This window comes from Methylovorus sp. MP688 (genome assembly GCF_000183115.1).
Classification (GTDB): domain Bacteria; phylum Pseudomonadota; class Gammaproteobacteria; order Burkholderiales; family Methylophilaceae; genus Methylovorus; species Methylovorus glucosotrophus.
In genome coordinates, this window is the sequence record NC_014733.1 from 2526065 (window position 1) to 2543011 (window position 16947).

A 16947-nucleotide genomic window follows, 5' to 3' on the forward strand; every position below is an offset into this window, starting at 1 on the left:
CAACTGGCCGTTACTAGGGAAGATATCTATCTGACTGAAATTGTTGCTTATGCTGGCGCGATACTGGAAAATTACGAAATGCATCTATTCACCGTCGGTGTGAACCACACCACCGCCCCCATTGCGATCCGCGAGCACGTAGCCTTTCAGAGCGAAACCCTGGAAGAAGCCCTGCGCGATCTCAGCACGCATGGCGTGCGCGAGGCGGCCATCCTGTCCACCTGCAACCGGACAGAGCTTTACTGTAATACCGACGATCCGCAAAAAGCCCTGGACTGGCTGGCAAAATACCACCAGCTGCAAACCCACAATATCCAGCCTTACATGTATACCCTGCCCAGCGAAGATGCCGTAAAGCACGCCTTCCGCGTGGCCGCAGGGCTGGATTCCATGGTACTGGGCGAAGCGCAGATTCTGGGGCAGATGAAGCAGGCGGTAAAAATCGCCGAACACGCAGGCACCCTCGGCACCCTGCTGCACAAGCTGTTCCAGCGCACCTTTGCCGTCGCCAAGGAAGTCCGCACCACCACTGATATTGGCGCCAGCTCCATCTCCATGGCCGCCGCCTCGGTCAAGCTGGCACAGCGCATCTTTGGCAATCTGCACGGCCTGCATGTGCTGTTCATCGGCGCGGGCGAAATGATCGAGTTATGTGCGGAGCACTTTGCCACGCACAAGCCCGCCTCCATCACCGTTGCGAACCGCACCATGGAACGCGGCAGCGAACTGGCTGCCCGCATCGGTGGCCACGCCATGCTGCTGGGGGATATTCCGGACCGCCTGGCCGATTTTGATATTGTCGTCACCTCCACTGCCAGCCAGCTGCCGATTGTCGGCCTCGGCATGGTGGAGCGCGCCATCAAGACCCGCAAACACCGCCCCATGTTCATGGTGGACCTCGCCGTACCGCGCGACATTGAAGCCGAAGCAGCCGAGCTGGATGACGTCTTCCTCTACACCGTGGACGACCTGGCGCAAGTGGTGCAGGAGGGCCTGGTGAATCGTCAGGAAGCCGCCCGCGAGGCCGAGAAGATTATTGCCCTGCGCGTGGACAATTTCATGCACTGGCTGAAAACCCGCGATGCCGTCCCCACCATACGGGCGCTGCGTGATCAGGCCGAGCACTTCCGCCGCAGCGAGCTTGAAAAAGCGCAGAAACTGATCGCCCGCGGCGAAGACCCGATTGCTGCCCTGGAAGCGCTAAGCACCGCGCTCACCAACAAACTTCTGCATGGCCCCAGCCACGCACTGAATCAAGCCCATGGCGACAACCGCGAACAACTGGAAAGCCTGTTGCGCCAACTCTACCAGCTCCACCACGATTAAGAATCCGTAATGAAACCCTCCATGCTGAAAAAGCTCGCCACCCTGAGCGAGCGCCTTGATGAATTGAACCGCCTGCTATCCAGTGAAGACGCCACGTCGGATATGGACAACTACCGCAAGATTTCGCGCGAGCACGCCGAAATCACGCCCATCGTCGAGCAATACCGTGCTTACGAGCAGTGCGAGAACGACCTCAAGGAAGCCCATGCCATGCTGGCAGACCCTGAGATGAAAGCCTTTGCGCAGGAAGAAATCGAGGCAGGCAAAGCACGGCTGGAAGAGATTGCCATGGCCCTGCAGAAACTGCTGTTGCCCAAGGACCCCAACGACGAACGCAACATCTTCCTCGAAATCCGCGCCGGTACTGGCGGCGATGAGTCGGCGCTGTTTGCCGGTGACCTGTTCCGCATGTACTCGCGCTATGCCGAGCGCCAGCGCTGGAAAGTGGAGGTGGTATCCGCCAGTGAATCCGAAGTCGGCGGCTACAAGGAAATCATCGCCAAGATTGAAGGCTTCGGCGCTTACTCCAAACTCAAGTTCGAGTCGGGCGGCCACCGCGTGCAGCGCGTGCCGGAAACCGAAACCCAGGGCCGCATCCACACCTCGGCCTGCACCGTGGCGGTATTGCCTGAAGTGGACGAAGTCAGCGATGTCACGATCAACCCGGCCGATATTCGTATCGACACCTTCCGCGCCTCCGGCGCCGGTGGTCAGCACATCAACAAGACCGACTCCGCCGTGCGCATTACGCACTTTCCTACCGGCATCGTGGTGGAATGTCAGGATGGCCGCAGCCAGCACTCCAACAAGGCGCAGGCCATGCAAGTGCTGGCAGCCCGCATCAAGGCCAAGCAGGTCAACGAGCAGCAGAGCAAGATAGCCAGCGAACGCCGCAGCCTGATCGGTAGCGGGGATCGCTCCGAACGCATCCGCACCTACAATTACCCGCAAGGCCGCATCACCGACCACCGCATCAACCTCACGCTGTACAAGATCGATGCGATTACCGAAGGCGACATGGACGAGCTGATCAACGCCCTTGCCAATGAGCACCAGGCCGACCTGCTGGCCACGCTGGGCGAAGACAACTAGGCGACGTCCATGAAATCCGCCACCAGCCTGCGCAGCATCGCCCTGCTGGAAGCCGCCAAAGGCGCCCTGATCCTGCTCACCGCCCTTGCCGTGCTGACGCATCTGCATACCGACTGGCAGGCCGCTGCGGAGCAACTGGTGGCGCATTTCCATTTAAATCCCGCCCGACAAACCCCGCGCTTTTTATTGCAACTGGCCGCCGATGTGAGCCAGCCGCGCCTGCTGGCCATCACCGCCGGGGCACTCGCGTATGTGGGACTGCGCTGGGCAGAAGCCTATGGACTATGGTACGACCGGCCATGGGCCAAATGGCTGGGGCTGATCAGCGCGGGCGTCTACCTGCCGTTTGAAGTGGTGGAAATCCTGCGGCAACCATCGGTGCTGAGCTATGCCCTGCTTCTGATTAATCTCGGCATTGTCCTCATCCTCTGGCGTCACCTGAGCAAGTAAGTCATGTCCAACATTCAGCAAGCCCTGCGTGAAGCCCAGCAGCAACTCGGCTCCAGGCTGAATCTTGAAAGCCGCGAAGCCCGCAATGAAGCTCGCATGCTGATGAGTCAGGCATTAGGCAATGTGGAGCATGCCTGGCTGATCGCCCATGAGAGCGACGCCCTGCCCTCGGCTGTCGCATCCACATTTCACGATTTACTGCACAGGCGCCTGGCGGGCGAACCGGTCGCCTACATTCTCGGCAACCGTGAATTTTTTGGATTACGTCTCGCGGTATCGCCAGCCACACTGATTCCACGACCGGATACCGAAACGCTAGTGGAAGCCGCCCTGGCGCACATCCCCAGTGAAGAAACTCGTCAGGTGCTGGATCTCGGCACCGGCACTGGTGCCATCGCACTAGCCATAGCTGCGCACCGCCCGCAATCCAGGGTGATAGCGGTCGACGCCTCCGCGGCGGCCTTGCAGGTTGCCCGACACAATGCGGAAGCCCTGGGGTTGGCTACCCCGGAAGCCGGTGATCAGGACACGACAAAAGGGAATGTGGAATTCAGACTGGGCAGCTGGTTTACCCCGCTGGCAGGTTTGAAGTTTGATGTCATCGTCAGCAACCCACCCTACATCCGCAAGGACGACCCGCATTTGCAGCAGGGTGACCTTCGCCACGAACCCCTCAGCGCACTGGCTTCCGGAGTGGATGGGCTGGATGACATTCGCATCATCGTTCAGCACGCCCCGGCGCACCTCCAGCCATCAGGCTGGCTGCTGCTGGAGCATGGCTACGACCAGGCCGACGCCGTTGCCACGTTGATGCGAAATACTGGCTTTAGCGATGTTCAGCATGCGCACGACCTGGCAGGCATCGCCCGCGTGACGCTCGGGCAATGGACCGGCTAGATCATGCTGGCATAGCAATATACCGGCGACCAAAGCCACCAGCATTCAACAGTAAATAGGGATAGAGAAATTCAGATACCCACACACCGAAACACATCCGGCGTGCAGGAAAAAGAGATTTAGTGCAAGCGACGGCGATCACTGCCGCCAGGTGTCAGGCCCACACTGAAATCATTGGCCTGCAGGGCATGACCCTGACGCCGGAACAGCTGATCGACCAGCCCCAGTACCTCATCGATTTCACCCTGGCCAAAATGTCGCGCCAGCAGACCACCTACATCCGCCAGCATTTCGCGGCGCTGCGCATCCAGAATCGCGGCTGCGGTCGGGCCGACAAAAATCAGTTGCAGCTCATCGCGCCCATCTTCATGGTAGGTGCTGACCTCGACCGGCGATGCCTTTTCGCACAAAGGCCCCAGCGCTACCATGGCCGCTTCCAGTGCCTTGAAGAAAGTCTCTTCCACTTCCAGCGTGCAGCACATCTCCAGTGCCCAATTGCCCGCATTGTAGAAAAAGCCGGGCTGTTCAGGCTCCATGCTTTTCAACTCACTCAGGTGCGCCACTTCCATTTCCTGCAGCAGAGGACGGCAAGCATCCTCCACCTGGCGCGCGCTCACGCCCTCAACCAGCTCAAGATAGCCATGCACATGGACTTCGGTAGGCATGCCCACTCCTTCATTAAAATCAAGGGGATGATTATACCCGATCAGGCCGTGGCATCCGGATGCAGATAGCGATCCTTGAGCCGCATGTAGTGCTGGGCGGAATAACTGAAATGGGCGATTTCGGCCTCGGTGAGGGCACGTACTTTCATGGCGGGGCGGCCAATATACAAATAGCCGCTTTCCAGAATCTTACCCTCCGGCACCAGACTGCCCGCACCCAGCAATACATGCTTTTGCACCACGACTTTGTCCATGACAATACTGCCCATGCCGATCAGGCACTCATCTTCCAGCGTGCAGCCATGCAGGATCACGCTATGGCCGACGGTGACGTGGTTGCCGATAATGAGCGGGGCGCCGGGCGGATCCCAGCTCGATTGATGGCTGACATGCAGCATGCTGAGATCCTGGATATTAGTGCCATGGCCGATACGGATGACATTCACGTCACCGCGTATCACCACGCCCGGCCAGACGGAGGCGTCATCCCCCAGGCTGACCTGACCAATAATGGTGGCGGCATCATGCACAAACACGCGGGAACCGAACTCGGGAAAATGGCTCTGAAAAGCACTGATAGACATGTTGTTATCCAGATAGGGCATAGGGCTTTAGCCATAGTATAATCGCGAAATGTCAGAATCCTCCTCCATCGGCATTGTAGCCCCACAGATTGCGCACTTCACTGAACCGCTGCCCCTGAAAAGCGGCGAAGTCCTCCCGCAATACGACCTCGTTTATGAAACCTATGGCACGCTGAACGCCGACAAATCCAACGCGGTGATGATCTGTCACGCGTTGTCCGGCCACCACCATGTGGCAGGCAAATACGCCGAGACCGACAAACATGCCGGCTGGTGGGATAACTTGATCGGCCCCGGCAAGCCCCTGGATACCAACCGCTTTTTCGTCATCGGCCTCAACAATCTGGGCGGCTGTCATGGCAGCACCGGCCCATCGAGCATACATCCGCAAACCGGCAAGCCATGGGGCTCGGCATTCCCGCTACTCACGGTGGAAGACTGGGTCACCTCGCAAGCACGCCTGGCCGATTACCTCGGCATCAAGCAACTGGCCGCCATCGTCGGTGGCAGTCTGGGCGGCATGCAGGCCTTGCAGTGGACCATCAGCTACCCCGAACGCGTGCGTCATGCGCTGGTGATTGCCGCCGCGCCCAACCTCACTGCGCAGAATATTGCCTTCAATGAAGTGGCACGCCAGGCCATCATCACCGACCCCGAATTCCACGGCGGCGATTACTATGCGCACAAGGTCGTGCCGCGTCGCGGCCTGCGCATTGCCCGCATGCTGGGGCATATTACCTATCTGTCTGACGATGCCATGGGTGCCAAGTTTGGCCGCAAACTGCGCGAAGGCGAGATCAAGTACAGCTTTGACGTCGAGTTCGAGATGGAGTCCTACCTGCGCTATCAGGGCGATAAATTCGCCGGTGAGTTTGATGCCAACACCTATCTGCGCATGACGCGCGCGCTGGATTATTTTGATCCCGCCCTGGCGCACGATGGCGATCTCTCGCAGGCTTTGGCGCCGGCCCAGGCAGATTTTCTGGTGATTTCATTCACCAGTGACTGGCGCTTCTCGCCAGCACGCTCACGCGAGATCGTAAAAGCACTGCTGGATAACGAGCTGTCGGTGAGCTATGCCGAAGTGACTGCGGCGCACGGCCATGATGCGTTTTTGATGCAGGATGCCCACTACCACGCCATTCTGCGCAACTATCTCAAGAAAATTAAAGTCGGAGGCCCTGCATGAGCAACACCTCCATCAAGTTTGCCGATGCTGCAAAATCAAGACACGACTTTGCGCTGATCGCAAAATGGATTAAACCTGGTGCCAAGGTACTGGATCTGGGATGCGGCGACGGCACCCTGCTGGGCTATCTGCGCGACACCCTGCAGGTACGCGGTTATGGCGTTGAGAAAGATGACGCCAACTGGCTGGCCAGCATGAGCAATGGCGTCGATGTGATTCAGATGGACCTGGAAGCAGGCCTGTCCGGCTTTGAAGCCAAGTCATTTGATGTGGTGATCTTGTCGCAGACCTTGCAGGCGGTGCTCAATACCGAAGGCATCGTGCAGGAAATGCTGCGTGTGGGTCATGAGGCCATCGTCACTTTCCCCAATTTTGGTTACTGGCGTCATCGCTTTCAGCTGATTGCCGGGCAGATGCCGGTTTCCAAGAATCTGCCCTACCAGTGGTATGACACGCCTAACGTGCACCTGTGCACCATCAAGGATTTTGACGAGTTCTGCATCAACCACCATATTGAAGTGATGGAGCGGCTGGTGCTGACTGAGCAAGAGCCCATCCACATGATGCCCAATCTGCGTGGCAGCCTGGCCATGTACCACCTGAAGCCCGCAGAGTAAGCATCGCCTTTGATGCTTGCCCTGCGCGTGCTCAAAGCAGCACGCGATAAAGCCCGAACAAGCCAAACAGTATTACCGCCAACCCGCTCAGCTTTCTGAGCCAGCCCTGCTGCAACACTTTTTTCAGCTTCACCGCCGCCATACCCATCGCCAGCAAGGTGGGCAAGGTGCCCAAGCCAAACGCCAGCATCAGCAAGCCGCCCTGCAAGGCATTGCCTGCCGCCAACGCAGCCACCAGCACGCTATACACCAATCCACAGGGCAGCCAGCCCCACACTGCCCCCAGCAATATGGCCTGCCAGGGTGACTGCACCGGCAACAATCGTTTGGACAAGGGCTGCAATTGGCGCCATAGCACGCTGCCCAGCCGCTCAACATAGGTCACGCCATGCCAGACACCTGCCAGGTACAAGCCCAGCAACACCAGCATCACGCTGCTGAGTCCGTAGAGTATTTTCTGAATGGGAAGAATATGCCCCAGAAAAAAACTGCTGGCACCAAGTGCCCCCGCCAATACCCCGGCCAGGGTGTAACTCAAAATACGCCCGCCATTGTAGGCAAGCAGAAACGGCAGGCGTGGTCGCGCGCCCGGCAAGCTCATGCTAACGGCGCCGACAATGCCACCGCACATCCCGGCGCAATGGCCGCCACCCAGCAAGCCGACCATGAACACGCCAAATAAAGTGAATTCCAACATCCTGATATTGTGGCATGCGGCACCCGATTTCGGGTAATGTGTCGCCCATGAACGCACAACCCACCTGGCTTAAGGCGCTGCTCAATCGGCGCATGCTGATCTGCATTTTCACCGGCTTCAGCTCCGGACTCCCCTTATTCATACTGATCAGCCTGCTACCCGCATGGCTGCGTTCTGAAGGGGTCGATCTCAAGGCCATCGGCCTGTTTGCCTTGATCCAACTGCCCTTCACCTGGAAGTTCATCTGGGCTCCGCTGTTTGATCGCTATATTCCGCCCATGGGCAGGCGGCGTGGCTGGCTGCTGGTGACGCAAGTTGCCCTGCTGGTCAGCATCCCCCTGTTCGGCAAGCTGCATCCCGTGCTGGATATCTGGACCATCGCCTACCTGGCGGCCGTGGTGGCATTTTTCAGCGCCAGCCAGGATGTGGTGATTGATGCCTATCGCCGTGAAATCCTGCCTGATGCGGAGCTGGGCCTGGGCAATGTGATTCACGTGAATGCCTACAAGATTGCCGGCCTGATCCCCGGCTCACTGTCGCTGATTCTCGCCGACCACATGGCGTGGGATAGCGTGTTTCTGATTACCGCGCTTTTCATGCTGCCTGGCATGGTGATGACGCTGCTGGTCAAAGAACCCGAGCTGAAACCCGGACGGCCAAGAACACTCGCCGCTGCCGTCGTCGAGCCTTTCAATGAATTCATCCACCGCAATGGCTGGCGCTCCGCCCTGCTGATTCTGGCGTTTATCTTTTTGTACAAACTGGGCGACAGCATGGCGGTGGCGCTCGCTACGCCGTTTTATCTGGACATGGGATTCAGCAAGACGGAAATCGGCCTCATCGCTAAAAATGCCGGGCTGTGGCCGAGCGTGATAGGCGGCCTGCTGGGCGGCATCTGGATGGTGCGACTCGGCATACACCGCTCGCTGTGGCTGTTTGGCGCGGTACAAATGCTGGCGATTCTGGGCTTTGCCTGGCTGGCCGTCGTGGGGCACGATCTGCTGTGGCTGGGGGTTGTGATTGGCGTGGAAGCCTTTGGCGTAGGCCTGGGCACCGCCGCCTTTGTCGCCTATATCGCCCAGACCACCCACCCGCTCTACACCGCCACCCAGTTTGCGCTGTTCACCAGCCTGGCGGCCGTGCCGCGCACCTTTGCCAACGCCACTACCGGTTATCTGGTGGATATACTGGGCTGGGTGAATTTCTTCCTGCTATGTTTTGTGGCGGCGATTCCCGGCATGCTGTTGCTGCTGAAGATCGCGCCATGGCATGGCAAGCCGCTGGCCACGCCTTCTATCCGCGACCCCGAGTAAAAGCGTACTTAAAGCAGCTTAGCGCTGGTAATCAATGATCAGCGGCGCGTGGTCGCTAAAGCGCTCCAGCTTGTAGATGCTGGCTGCTATCGCCTTGGCAGCAAAATCCGGCGTCGCAATCTGGTAATCAATACGCCAACCCACATTCTTGGCCCAGGCCTGCCCGCGGTTGCTCCACCAGGTATAGCATTCGTCGGTGGTATCGGGATGCAGCACCCGGTAAACATCCACCCAGCCCACGCGATCAAACAGATCGGTCAGCCAGGCGCGTTCCTCTGGCAAAAAGCCTGAGTTCTTTTTGTTGCCTTTCCAGTTTTTGAGATCGGCCTCTTTGTGCGCGATATTCCAGTCGCCACAGATCACCACATCGCGACCGGCAGCACGCAAGGCTTCGAGATGCACCAGGAATCGCGTCATCACACTGAACTTGAAGGCCTGGCGCTCTTCGCCGCTGGAACCGGAGGGCAGATACAGCGACACCACGCTGAGATTGCCAAACTGCAACTCCAGATAGCGCCCTTCGGCATCAATATCCGCTATCCCCAGGCCCACAATCACCGCATCCGGCTGTACGCGGGTATAGATACCCACGCCACTGTAGCCTTTCTTTTCGGCGTAATGAAAATAGCCAAAGTACCCTTCGGGGTTCAGCATTTCCGGCGTCATGTCCGCCAGCTGCGCCTTCAGCTCCTGCATGCAGACGATGTCAGCATTCTGCTGTTGCAGCCATGGGTAGAACCCTTTATTGGCCGCGGACCGGATGCCATTCAGATTTGCAGATATAATTCGGTACAAGCTCAACCCCTTTTCCATACTCTCATGTCTGATCAAGCCCTCGATTTTACGCAACAATTCATCGCCTTTGCCATTGATAAGCAAGTATTGCGCTTTGGCGAATTCAAAACCAAGGCTGGCCGCCTCAGTCCCTACTTTTTCAATGCGGGTCTGTTCAACGATGGCGAAAGCCTGATGAAGCTCGGCGAATATTATGCCGCCGCCATTGTGCAGTCCGGCATCCCCTTCGACATGCTGTTTGGCCCCGCCTACAAGGGCATTACGCTGGCCGCCAGCATCTCGATTGCCCTGGCGCGCCGTGGCGTCAATGTACCGTATGCCTACAACCGCAAGGAAGCCAAAGACCATGGCGAAGGCGGCACCATCGTCGGCGCCCCGCTCAAGGGTCGCGTGCTGATTGTGGATGACGTGATCTCGGCTGGCACCTCGGTGCGGGAGTCCGTGGAAATGATACGTGCGGCAGGTGCCACGCCCGCAGCGGTTGCCATCGCCATTGACCGGCAAGAGCGTGGCCTGGGGAGCCTCTCTGCCGTGCAGGAAGTCGAGCAGCAATCCGGCATGCCCGTGATCAGCATCGCGAGCTTAAGCAGCCTGATTGATTACCTGAAACATGCGCCGGAGCTTGCCACATTCCAGCCCGCCATTGAGGCTTACCGTAACGAATACGGCGTCAGCTGCGCTTAAGCCGTTATTCCTGATACGCGGGGCATCATCGCATCATGGCCAGCATTGAAGGTTTCCCCGCCGTTGCCCAGGCGGATGCCCGCGTCCTGATACTGGGCTCCATGCCCGGCATTGCCTCGCTCACGCAGCAGCAGTATTACGGCCATCCGCACAATCTGTTCTGGCCCATCATGGGCGAGCTGGTCGGGGCTCACCCCCATCTGCCTTATGCAGAGCGTCTGGCCCAGCTATGCCGCCACAACATTGCGCTGTGGGATGTCATGCATCAATGCTTTCGGCCCGGCAGCCTGGATAGCGCCATTGATGAAGGCAGCATTGTCGCCAATGACTTCGCCGGTTTTTTTGCCACACATGCGCAGATCCGCCATGTGTTTTTCAATGGGCAAAAGGCGGCGCAGGCATTTCAGCGCCATGTCATCAAAGCAGAAAGATTAAGCAAGGAAGCACTGGCAAGCCTGAGGTTTAGCACCTTGCCATCCACCAGCCCGGCGAATGCCAGCATTCCGCAAACGACAAAACGGCAGCAATGGCAAAGCATCCTGCAGGCACTAGCAGACAGCGCGATGCAAAAATGAAAAAAGCCGGGACATCCCGGCTTTTTTCATGCGCGCAAACTATTGCCAGCTGATCAGGCACCCAGTTTTCGGCGCAGCACCTCATTTACCTGTGCTGGGTTGGCCTTGCCCTTGGAGGCTTTCATGGCCTGACCCACCAGCGCGTTGAAGGCTTTTTCCTTGCCAGCGCGGAACTCTTCCACCATGGCAGCGTTGGCAGCCAGCACTTCATCAATGATGGCTTCGATAGCGCCGCTATCCGTCACCTGCTTCAGGCCTTTTTTCTCGATGATGCTGTCGGCATCACCTTCGCCAGCCCACATTGCCTCGAATACTTCCTTGGCGATCTTGTTGGAGATGGTGTTGTCGGCAATGCGCTTGAGCAAACCAGCCAGTTGCAGCGGGCTCACCGGCGATGCGCTGATGTCCTGATCCTGCTCGTTGAGCTTGGCTGCGACACTGCCCATGACCCAGTTGGCGGCCATTTTAGGCTCGGCAACCTGCGCTACCACGGCCGTAAAGTAATCGGCAATGCCACGCGAGGATGTCAGGCCAGATGCGTCATACGCTGAGAGCGAATACTCACGTTCGAAGCGCGCCTTCATGTCGCCGGGCAGTTCCGGCATCACGGCCTTCACCTTGGCGATATCTTCCACCGTAATCTGCAAAGGCAGCAAATCAGGATCAGGGAAGTAACGATAGTCGTTGGCTTCTTCCTTGCTGCGCATGGCGCGGGTTTCGCCGGTGTCGGGGTTAAACAGCACAGTAGCTTGCTGGATGGTGCCGCCGTCTTCCAGCGTCTCGATCTGCCAGCGGGTTTCGTATTCAATCGCCTGCTGCATGAAGCGGAAGGAGTTGAGGTTCTTGATCTCGCGACGCGTGCCCAGCTTGTCGGAACCCTTGGGGCGTACCGAGACGTTCACGTCGCAACGGAAACTGCCTTCCTGCATGTTGCCGTCGCATATGCCTATCCACTGCACCAGCTCGTGCAACTTTTTGGCATAGGCCACGGCCTCAGCGGCAGAGCGCATGTCAGGTTCGGTAACGATTTCCAGCAACGGCGTACCGGCACGATTAAGGTCTATGCCGGACATGCCAGCCGACGCGCCGTGTACCGACTTGCCTGCATCTTCTTCCAAATGCGCGCGGGTAATGCGGATGGTCTTCTCCTGATCACCCACCTGCACGGTGAGCGAGCCCTTGCCTACCACCGGCAGCTCGTACTGGCTGATCTGGTAGCCCTTGGGCAAGTCAGGGTAAAAGTAATTCTTGCGGGCGAAGACCGAACGCGGCGCGATCTCGGCATTCACTGCGAGGCCAAACTTGATGGCGCATTGCACGGCTTCCTGGTTCAGCACGGGCAGCACGCCAGGCAGGGCGATATCCACCGCGCTGGCCTGGGTATTCGGCTCAGCACCAAAGGCAATGCTGCTGCCGGAAAAAATCTTGGATTTGGTTTGAAGCTGGGTATGTGTTTCCAGCCCGATAACAACTTCCCACTGCATGATTAAAGCCCCTCCGGCATACGGGTATGCCAATCCGTCACTTGCTGATAGGCATGGCCTACATTCAGCATGCGCGCCTCGTCAAAATAGTTACCGATCACCTGCAGACCGACTGGCAGCTGTTTACCATCCACACTGGCAAACCCGGCAGGAATACTCATGCCAGGCAGACCCGCCAGGTTGACGGCGATGGTGTAGAGGTCTTCGAGGTACATGGAAACCGGATCATTGGCTTTTTCACCGCTGCGGAATGCGGTACCAGGGGCGGTTGGCCCCATGATCACATCGCACTGGGTGAATGCCTTGGCAAAGTCCTCGGCAATCAGGCGGCGGATCTGCTGCGCCTTGAGGTAATAAGCATCGTAATAACCTGCCGACAGCACATAGGTGCCAATCAGGATGCGGCGTTTGACCTCGGCGCCAAAGCCTTCGGCGCGGCTCTTGCAATACATCTCCAGCAGATCGTCATACTCTGCAGCGCGGTGCCCGTAGCGCACGCCATCAAAGCGCGACAGGTTGCTGGAGGCTTCCGCCGGCGCCAGCACGTAGTACACCGGGATGGATAACTGGGTATTGGGCAGGCTGATCTCGACAATCTCGGCACCCAGCTTGCGATATTCGGCAATGGCCGATTCCACCACGGCAGCGACTTCACTGCTGAGGCCGTCGGCGAAAAACTCCTTGGGCAGGCCGACGCGCAAGCCTTGCAGCGGCTTGCCCAGCTCACGCTCGTAATCTTCCTTGTCGCGTTGCAGGCTGGTGGAGTCACGCTCATCAAAGCCGGTCATGACATTCATCATCAGCGCCATGTCCTCACAGGACTTGGCCATGGGGCCCGCCTGGTCCAGGCTGGAGGCAAAGGCGATCATGCCGTAGCGCGACACCAGGCCGTAGGTCGGCTTAAGGCCGGACAAACCGCACAGCGAGGCTGGCTGGCGAATGGAGCCGCCGGTATCGGTACCGGTAGCCGCCGCACACAGACGCGCTGCCACGGCAGCGGCACTGCCACCCGAGCTGCCGCCCGGTACGCGCGTGCGATCCCATGGGTTTTGCACCTTACCGTAGTAACTGGTTTCGTTGGAGGAGCCCATGGCGAACTCGTCCATATTGGTCTTGCCCAGGTTCACTGCGCCCGCCTCATCAAACAGCTTGATCACGGTGGCGTCGTAAGGGCCGATAAAGTTGTCCAGCATTTTGGAGCCGCAGGTGGTTTTCCAGCCATTGGCAACAAAAATGTCTTTCTGGGCAATGGGGATACCGGTGAGCGGCTGCGCAGTGCCAGCGGCGATGCGGGCATCGGCGGCTTTGGCCTGCGCGAGGCTGCGCTCAGCGTCTATCGTGATATAGGCATTGATCTCGGGGTTATGCTGATCAATGCGCTGCAGGAATGCCTGCGTCAGTTCGGTACTGGATATCTGCTTCGCCTGAAGCATGGCACCCAGCTGTTTGAGGCTGCTGTTTATCATGGAGTTGATTCGCGAACGTTAGGGTTATTCGATGACTTTGGGAACGAGGTACAGCCCGTTTTCAACGGCAGGCGCGATCGCCTGGAAAGCGGCGCGATGATCGGTTTCGGTGACCACATCGGGACGCAAGCGCTGCACCACATCCTGCGAATGCGACATCGGCACGATGCCGGTGGTATCCACCGCCTGCATCTGCTCGATCAGCCCAAGAATGCCGGATAATTTCTGCAAGGTGGCTTCGGCTTCCTGATCGCTCACCTCAATTCGCGCGAGATGCGCGATGCGCTTTACATCTGAACTGCTCAGTGACATGGGTTTATTCCAGAACGCTTGAAAAATTAAACCGCCTTGGCGGCCAGTGTGAACGGGGAGCAACAGTGCCCGCCAGCCCAAATTTAAAACTAGTCTTAAAATTCGCGACTATATCGGGTATTATAACTTGATTTTATGCACATCTTCAGCCGCGACTTGCCTCAGCCAAGTCGCGGCCGTTCGTTCAGGATACAGACAACCATGTTCGGTCTTTTAAATAGTTACTTCTCCAACGATCTTGCGATCGACCTCGGCACCGCCAACACCCTGATTTACGTCCGCGGCCGCGGCATCGTCCTCGACGAACCTTCCGTTGTAGCCATCCGCCAGGAAGGCGGCCCCGCAGGCAAGAAAACCATGCTGGCAGTTGGCCTGGAAGCCAAGCGCATGCTGGGTCGCGCCCCAGCCAACATCACCGCGATCCGCCCGATGAAAGACGGCGTGATTGCCGACTTCACCATTACCGAGCAAATGCTCAAGTATTTCATCCGCAAGATTCACGAATCCCGCCTGTTCAGCCCCAACCCGCGCATCATCATCTGTGTGCCGGTAGGCTCAACCCAGGTAGAGCGCCGCGCGATCCGCGAATCGGCGATTGGCGCTGGTGCCCGTCAGGTTTACCTGATTGAAGAACCAATGGCCGCAGCGATTGGCGCCGACATGCCGGTAGCAGAAGCCACCGGCTCCATGGTGGTTGATATCGGCGGCGGCACTACCGAAGTGGGCGTGATCTCGCTGGGTGGTATCGTTTACGCCAAATCCGAACGGGTAGGCGGTGACAAGTTTGACCAGGCCATCATCGATTACATCCGCCGCAACTACGGCATGCAAATTTCCGAGCCAACGGCCGAACTGATCAAGAAAAAAATCGGCTCCGCCTTCCCTGGTTCCGAAGTGCTGGAAATGGAAGTGACCGGCCGTAATCTGGCAGAAGGTCTGCCACGCAAGTTCACCATCTCCAGCAATGAAATCCTGGAAGCGCTGACCGAGCCATTGAACTCCATCGTGGGTGCGGTGAAATCAGCACTGGAACAAACCCCGCCTGAACTCGGCGCCGACATTGCCGAAAAAGGCATGGTACTGACCGGCGGTGGCGCCTTGCTGCGCGATCTGGATCGTCTGCTGGTGGAAGAAACCGGCTTGCCCGTGATCGTGGCAGAAGATCCATTGACCTGTGTTGCCCGCGGTAGCGGTCGTGCGCTGGAAGAAATGGACAAGCTCGGCAATGTGTTTGCCAGCGAGTAAGCAGATACACGCATCTGCATAACCGTAACAGGCCGGCAACGGCCTGTTTTAATTGATAAGCGTAGTTTGTTTGGCGCCCAGTCTGCTGGGCCCTTCACTACAGGATAGACTCAGGGCTGAACCTATCGATGCCGCGTCCGCTTGAACCTCAACACTCACCGGCCTTCTTTGTCCGCGGCCCCAGTCCGTTTGCCCGCCTCATTTTCTTCGCCGCCGTCTCGCTCACCCTGATGGCGACCGACTCGCGCCTGCATTATCTGGTCGAGGTGCGTCAGGGCTTCAGCGCCTTGATGCACCCTTTGCAGGTACTGGCCAATGCGCCATCCGACCTGATGCACGATGCCAATGAATACCTCACCACGCACAGCAGCCTGCTCAAGCAAAACGGCCGATTGACCGAACAGGCCCTGCTGCAAAGTGCTGAACTGCAACGCTTCCGCGCGCTGGAGCAGGAAAACGAGCACCTGCGCAACCTGCTGGGTGCAGCCCGCAATTCACCCCAAAATGCGCGCCTGGGCGAGATTTTGCATATTGGGCGTGACCCCTTCACCCACCGGGTGGTCATCAACCTCGGCAGTCGCCATGAGGTGGTAGCAGGACAAGCCGTGATTGATGGGGATGGTGTGATCGGACAGGTCACCCGCGTCTACCCGTTTACCAGCGAAGTCACGCTGATTACCGACCGCGAACTTTCGGTACCGATTCAAGTGGAGCGCAACAGCCTGCGCGCCATTGCCTTTGGTCATGGCCGCGACACCATGCTCGACCTGCCCTATCTGCCCGCCAACGTCGATATCCGCCGCGGCGACAGACTGGTCACTTCCGGAATTGATGGCGTTTATCCCATGGGGCTGGCGGTCGCTGAGGTAGTCACGGTCGAGCGCAACCCCAACTCACCTTTTGCCCATATCGTATGCAAGCCGCTGGCCGGCATCGAAAATCACAAACAGGTGCTGTTGCTGGATATGCCGAAACCCGAGCCCGTGGTCGTGCAGAAGAAAAATACAGCGCCTGCTGCAACCCCGCCCGCAAAAAAAGCGCCTGCCGTCAAAAATCCTACAGTACCCGAATAATCTGACATGCGCCCCAATCTCAGCACCATCTACCTGACTCTGCTCGCGGCCCTGCTGTGCCAGCTTCTGCCCTGGTCGGGCGTGGCATTGACCATACGACCCGACTTTGTGCTGCTGGTCCTGCTTTACTGGCTGTTGCGGGCGCCTCATCTATGCAACATTGGCACGGCCTGGTTCGCCGGACTGGTGATTGATCTGGCGACGGGTGGCCTGTTTGGTCAGGCCGCGCTGGCCTATGCCTTAACTGCGTTCTTTGCCTTGAGTTACCAGCGCCGCCTTACCCTGTTCAATATCTGGCAACAGGCGGCTTATGTATTTGCCCTGCTGGTGTTCAATCAGCTGACATTACTCATCCTCAAGATGTTTGCCGGTGGCGAGAGCCCGGGCTGGGGCTATTTTTACCCTTGTATCAGCGGCATCGTGCTATGGCTCGCGGTGATCTTGACCCGCCTTGGCATTCAAGGCCACACGGACCAGGACTAA

19 protein-coding genes are annotated in these 16947 nt (G+C 58.3%); 12 read left to right on the forward strand and 7 right to left on the reverse strand.

What is annotated here, in order from left to right:
* Nucleotides 1-78: 78 nt before the first annotated feature.
* The 4 genes from hemA to prmC are packed head-to-tail and all read left to right on the forward strand — an operon-like array spanning nt 79 to nt 3765.
* A complete protein-coding gene (hemA, locus tag MPQ_RS12045; protein WP_013443228.1) occupies nt 79-1326 on the forward strand; it encodes a glutamyl-tRNA reductase in 1248 nt (415 codons plus the stop codon).
* Nucleotides 1327-1335: 9 nt separating this feature from the next.
* A complete protein-coding gene (gene prfA, locus MPQ_RS12050) occupies nt 1336-2418 on the forward strand; it encodes a peptide chain release factor 1 (protein ID WP_041362408.1) in 1083 nt (360 codons plus the stop codon).
* A 9-nt stretch (nt 2419-2427) separates the two neighbouring features.
* A complete protein-coding gene (locus tag MPQ_RS12055) occupies nt 2428-2868 on the forward strand; it encodes a DUF2127 domain-containing protein (protein WP_013443230.1) in 441 nt (146 codons plus the stop codon).
* A 3-nt stretch (nt 2869-2871) separates the two neighbouring features.
* Nucleotides 2872-3765 (forward strand): peptide chain release factor N(5)-glutamine methyltransferase, encoded by an 894-nt coding sequence (gene prmC, locus MPQ_RS12060; RefSeq protein ID WP_013443231.1) that lies wholly within the window; start codon nt 2872-2874, stop codon nt 3763-3765.
* A gap of 119 nt (nt 3766-3884) precedes the next feature.
* On the opposite strand, the gene MPQ_RS12065 is transcribed toward prmC, so the two are convergent.
* Both MPQ_RS12065 and MPQ_RS12070 read right to left on the reverse strand, forming a co-directional pair.
* Nucleotides 3885-4430, reverse strand: coding sequence for a DUF6806 family protein (locus MPQ_RS12065; protein ID WP_013443232.1), 546 nt, complete (start codon nt 4428-4430; stop codon nt 3885-3887).
* 41 nt (nt 4431-4471) lie between these two features.
* Complete coding sequence (locus MPQ_RS12070; RefSeq protein WP_013443233.1) at nt 4472-5035, reverse strand: gamma carbonic anhydrase family protein; 564 nt, start codon at nt 5033-5035, stop codon at nt 4472-4474.
* A gap of 28 nt (nt 5036-5063) precedes the next feature.
* Here MPQ_RS12070 and MPQ_RS12075 point away from each other — a divergent pair, with 28 nt between their 5' ends.
* Nucleotides 5064-6203: a homoserine O-acetyltransferase gene (locus MPQ_RS12075; protein ID WP_013443234.1), complete on the forward strand. Its 1140-nt coding sequence runs from the start codon at nt 5064-5066 to the stop codon at nt 6201-6203.
* Complete coding sequence (metW, locus tag MPQ_RS12080) at nt 6200-6820, forward strand: methionine biosynthesis protein MetW (RefSeq protein ID WP_013443235.1); 621 nt, start codon at nt 6200-6202, stop codon at nt 6818-6820. The genes MPQ_RS12075 and metW overlap by 4 nt, the downstream gene beginning before the upstream one ends.
* Before the next feature lie 31 nt (nt 6821-6851).
* Here the strand turns inward: metW and MPQ_RS12085 are convergent, their stop codons facing one another.
* Nucleotides 6852-7517: a sulfite exporter TauE/SafE family protein gene (locus MPQ_RS12085; protein ID WP_041362410.1), complete on the reverse strand. Its 666-nt coding sequence runs from the start codon at nt 7515-7517 to the stop codon at nt 6852-6854.
* 47 nt (nt 7518-7564) lie between these two features.
* Here MPQ_RS12085 and MPQ_RS12090 point away from each other — a divergent pair, with 47 nt between their 5' ends.
* Nucleotides 7565-8830: an AmpG family muropeptide MFS transporter gene (locus MPQ_RS12090; protein WP_013443238.1), complete on the forward strand. Its 1266-nt coding sequence runs from the start codon at nt 7565-7567 to the stop codon at nt 8828-8830.
* Between the two features lie 18 nt (nt 8831-8848).
* On the opposite strand, the gene MPQ_RS12095 is transcribed toward MPQ_RS12090, so the two are convergent.
* The gene (locus MPQ_RS12095) at nt 8849-9643 is read right to left on the reverse strand and encodes an exodeoxyribonuclease III (RefSeq protein ID WP_041362411.1); all 795 of its coding nucleotides are present in this window, start codon (nt 9641-9643) and stop codon (nt 8849-8851) included.
* Between the two features lie 6 nt (nt 9644-9649).
* Between MPQ_RS12095 and pyrE the strand changes: the two genes are divergently transcribed.
* Nucleotides 9650-10309 (forward strand): orotate phosphoribosyltransferase, encoded by a 660-nt coding sequence (pyrE, locus tag MPQ_RS12100; protein ID WP_013443240.1) that lies wholly within the window; start codon nt 9650-9652, stop codon nt 10307-10309.
* A 35-nt stretch (nt 10310-10344) separates the two neighbouring features.
* Nucleotides 10345-10884, forward strand: a complete 540-nt coding sequence (locus MPQ_RS12105; RefSeq protein WP_013443241.1) for a DNA-deoxyinosine glycosylase — start codon at nt 10345-10347, stop codon at nt 10882-10884.
* A 53-nt stretch (nt 10885-10937) separates the two neighbouring features.
* Here the strand turns inward: MPQ_RS12105 and gatB are convergent, their stop codons facing one another.
* From gatB to gatC, 3 genes are read right to left on the reverse strand one after another with little or no spacing between them, the layout of a single operon-like run.
* Entirely contained in the window at nt 10938-12368 is a 1431-nt protein-coding gene (gene gatB / locus MPQ_RS12110; protein ID WP_013443242.1) for an Asp-tRNA(Asn)/Glu-tRNA(Gln) amidotransferase subunit GatB, read from the reverse strand.
* A 2-nt stretch (nt 12369-12370) separates the two neighbouring features.
* On the reverse strand, nt 12371-13834 hold the full coding sequence (gene gatA, locus MPQ_RS12115; protein ID WP_013443243.1) for an Asp-tRNA(Asn)/Glu-tRNA(Gln) amidotransferase subunit GatA: 1464 nt from the start codon (nt 13832-13834) through the stop codon (nt 12371-12373).
* 24 nt (nt 13835-13858) lie between these two features.
* Nucleotides 13859-14146: an Asp-tRNA(Asn)/Glu-tRNA(Gln) amidotransferase subunit GatC gene (gene gatC / locus MPQ_RS12120; protein ID WP_013443244.1), complete on the reverse strand. Its 288-nt coding sequence runs from the start codon at nt 14144-14146 to the stop codon at nt 13859-13861.
* Nucleotides 14147-14347: 201 nt separating this feature from the next.
* Here gatC and MPQ_RS12125 point away from each other — a divergent pair, with 201 nt between their 5' ends.
* The 3 genes from MPQ_RS12125 (at nt 14348) to mreD (ending at nt 16947) form a co-directional block, all read left to right on the forward strand.
* On the forward strand, nt 14348-15391 hold the full coding sequence (locus tag MPQ_RS12125) for a rod shape-determining protein (protein ID WP_013443245.1): 1044 nt from the start codon (nt 14348-14350) through the stop codon (nt 15389-15391).
* 128 nt (nt 15392-15519) lie between these two features.
* Complete coding sequence (mreC, locus tag MPQ_RS12130; protein WP_013443246.1) at nt 15520-16464, forward strand: rod shape-determining protein MreC; 945 nt, start codon at nt 15520-15522, stop codon at nt 16462-16464.
* Between the two features lie 6 nt (nt 16465-16470).
* A complete protein-coding gene (mreD, locus tag MPQ_RS12135; protein ID WP_013443247.1) occupies nt 16471-16947 on the forward strand; it encodes a rod shape-determining protein MreD in 477 nt (158 codons plus the stop codon).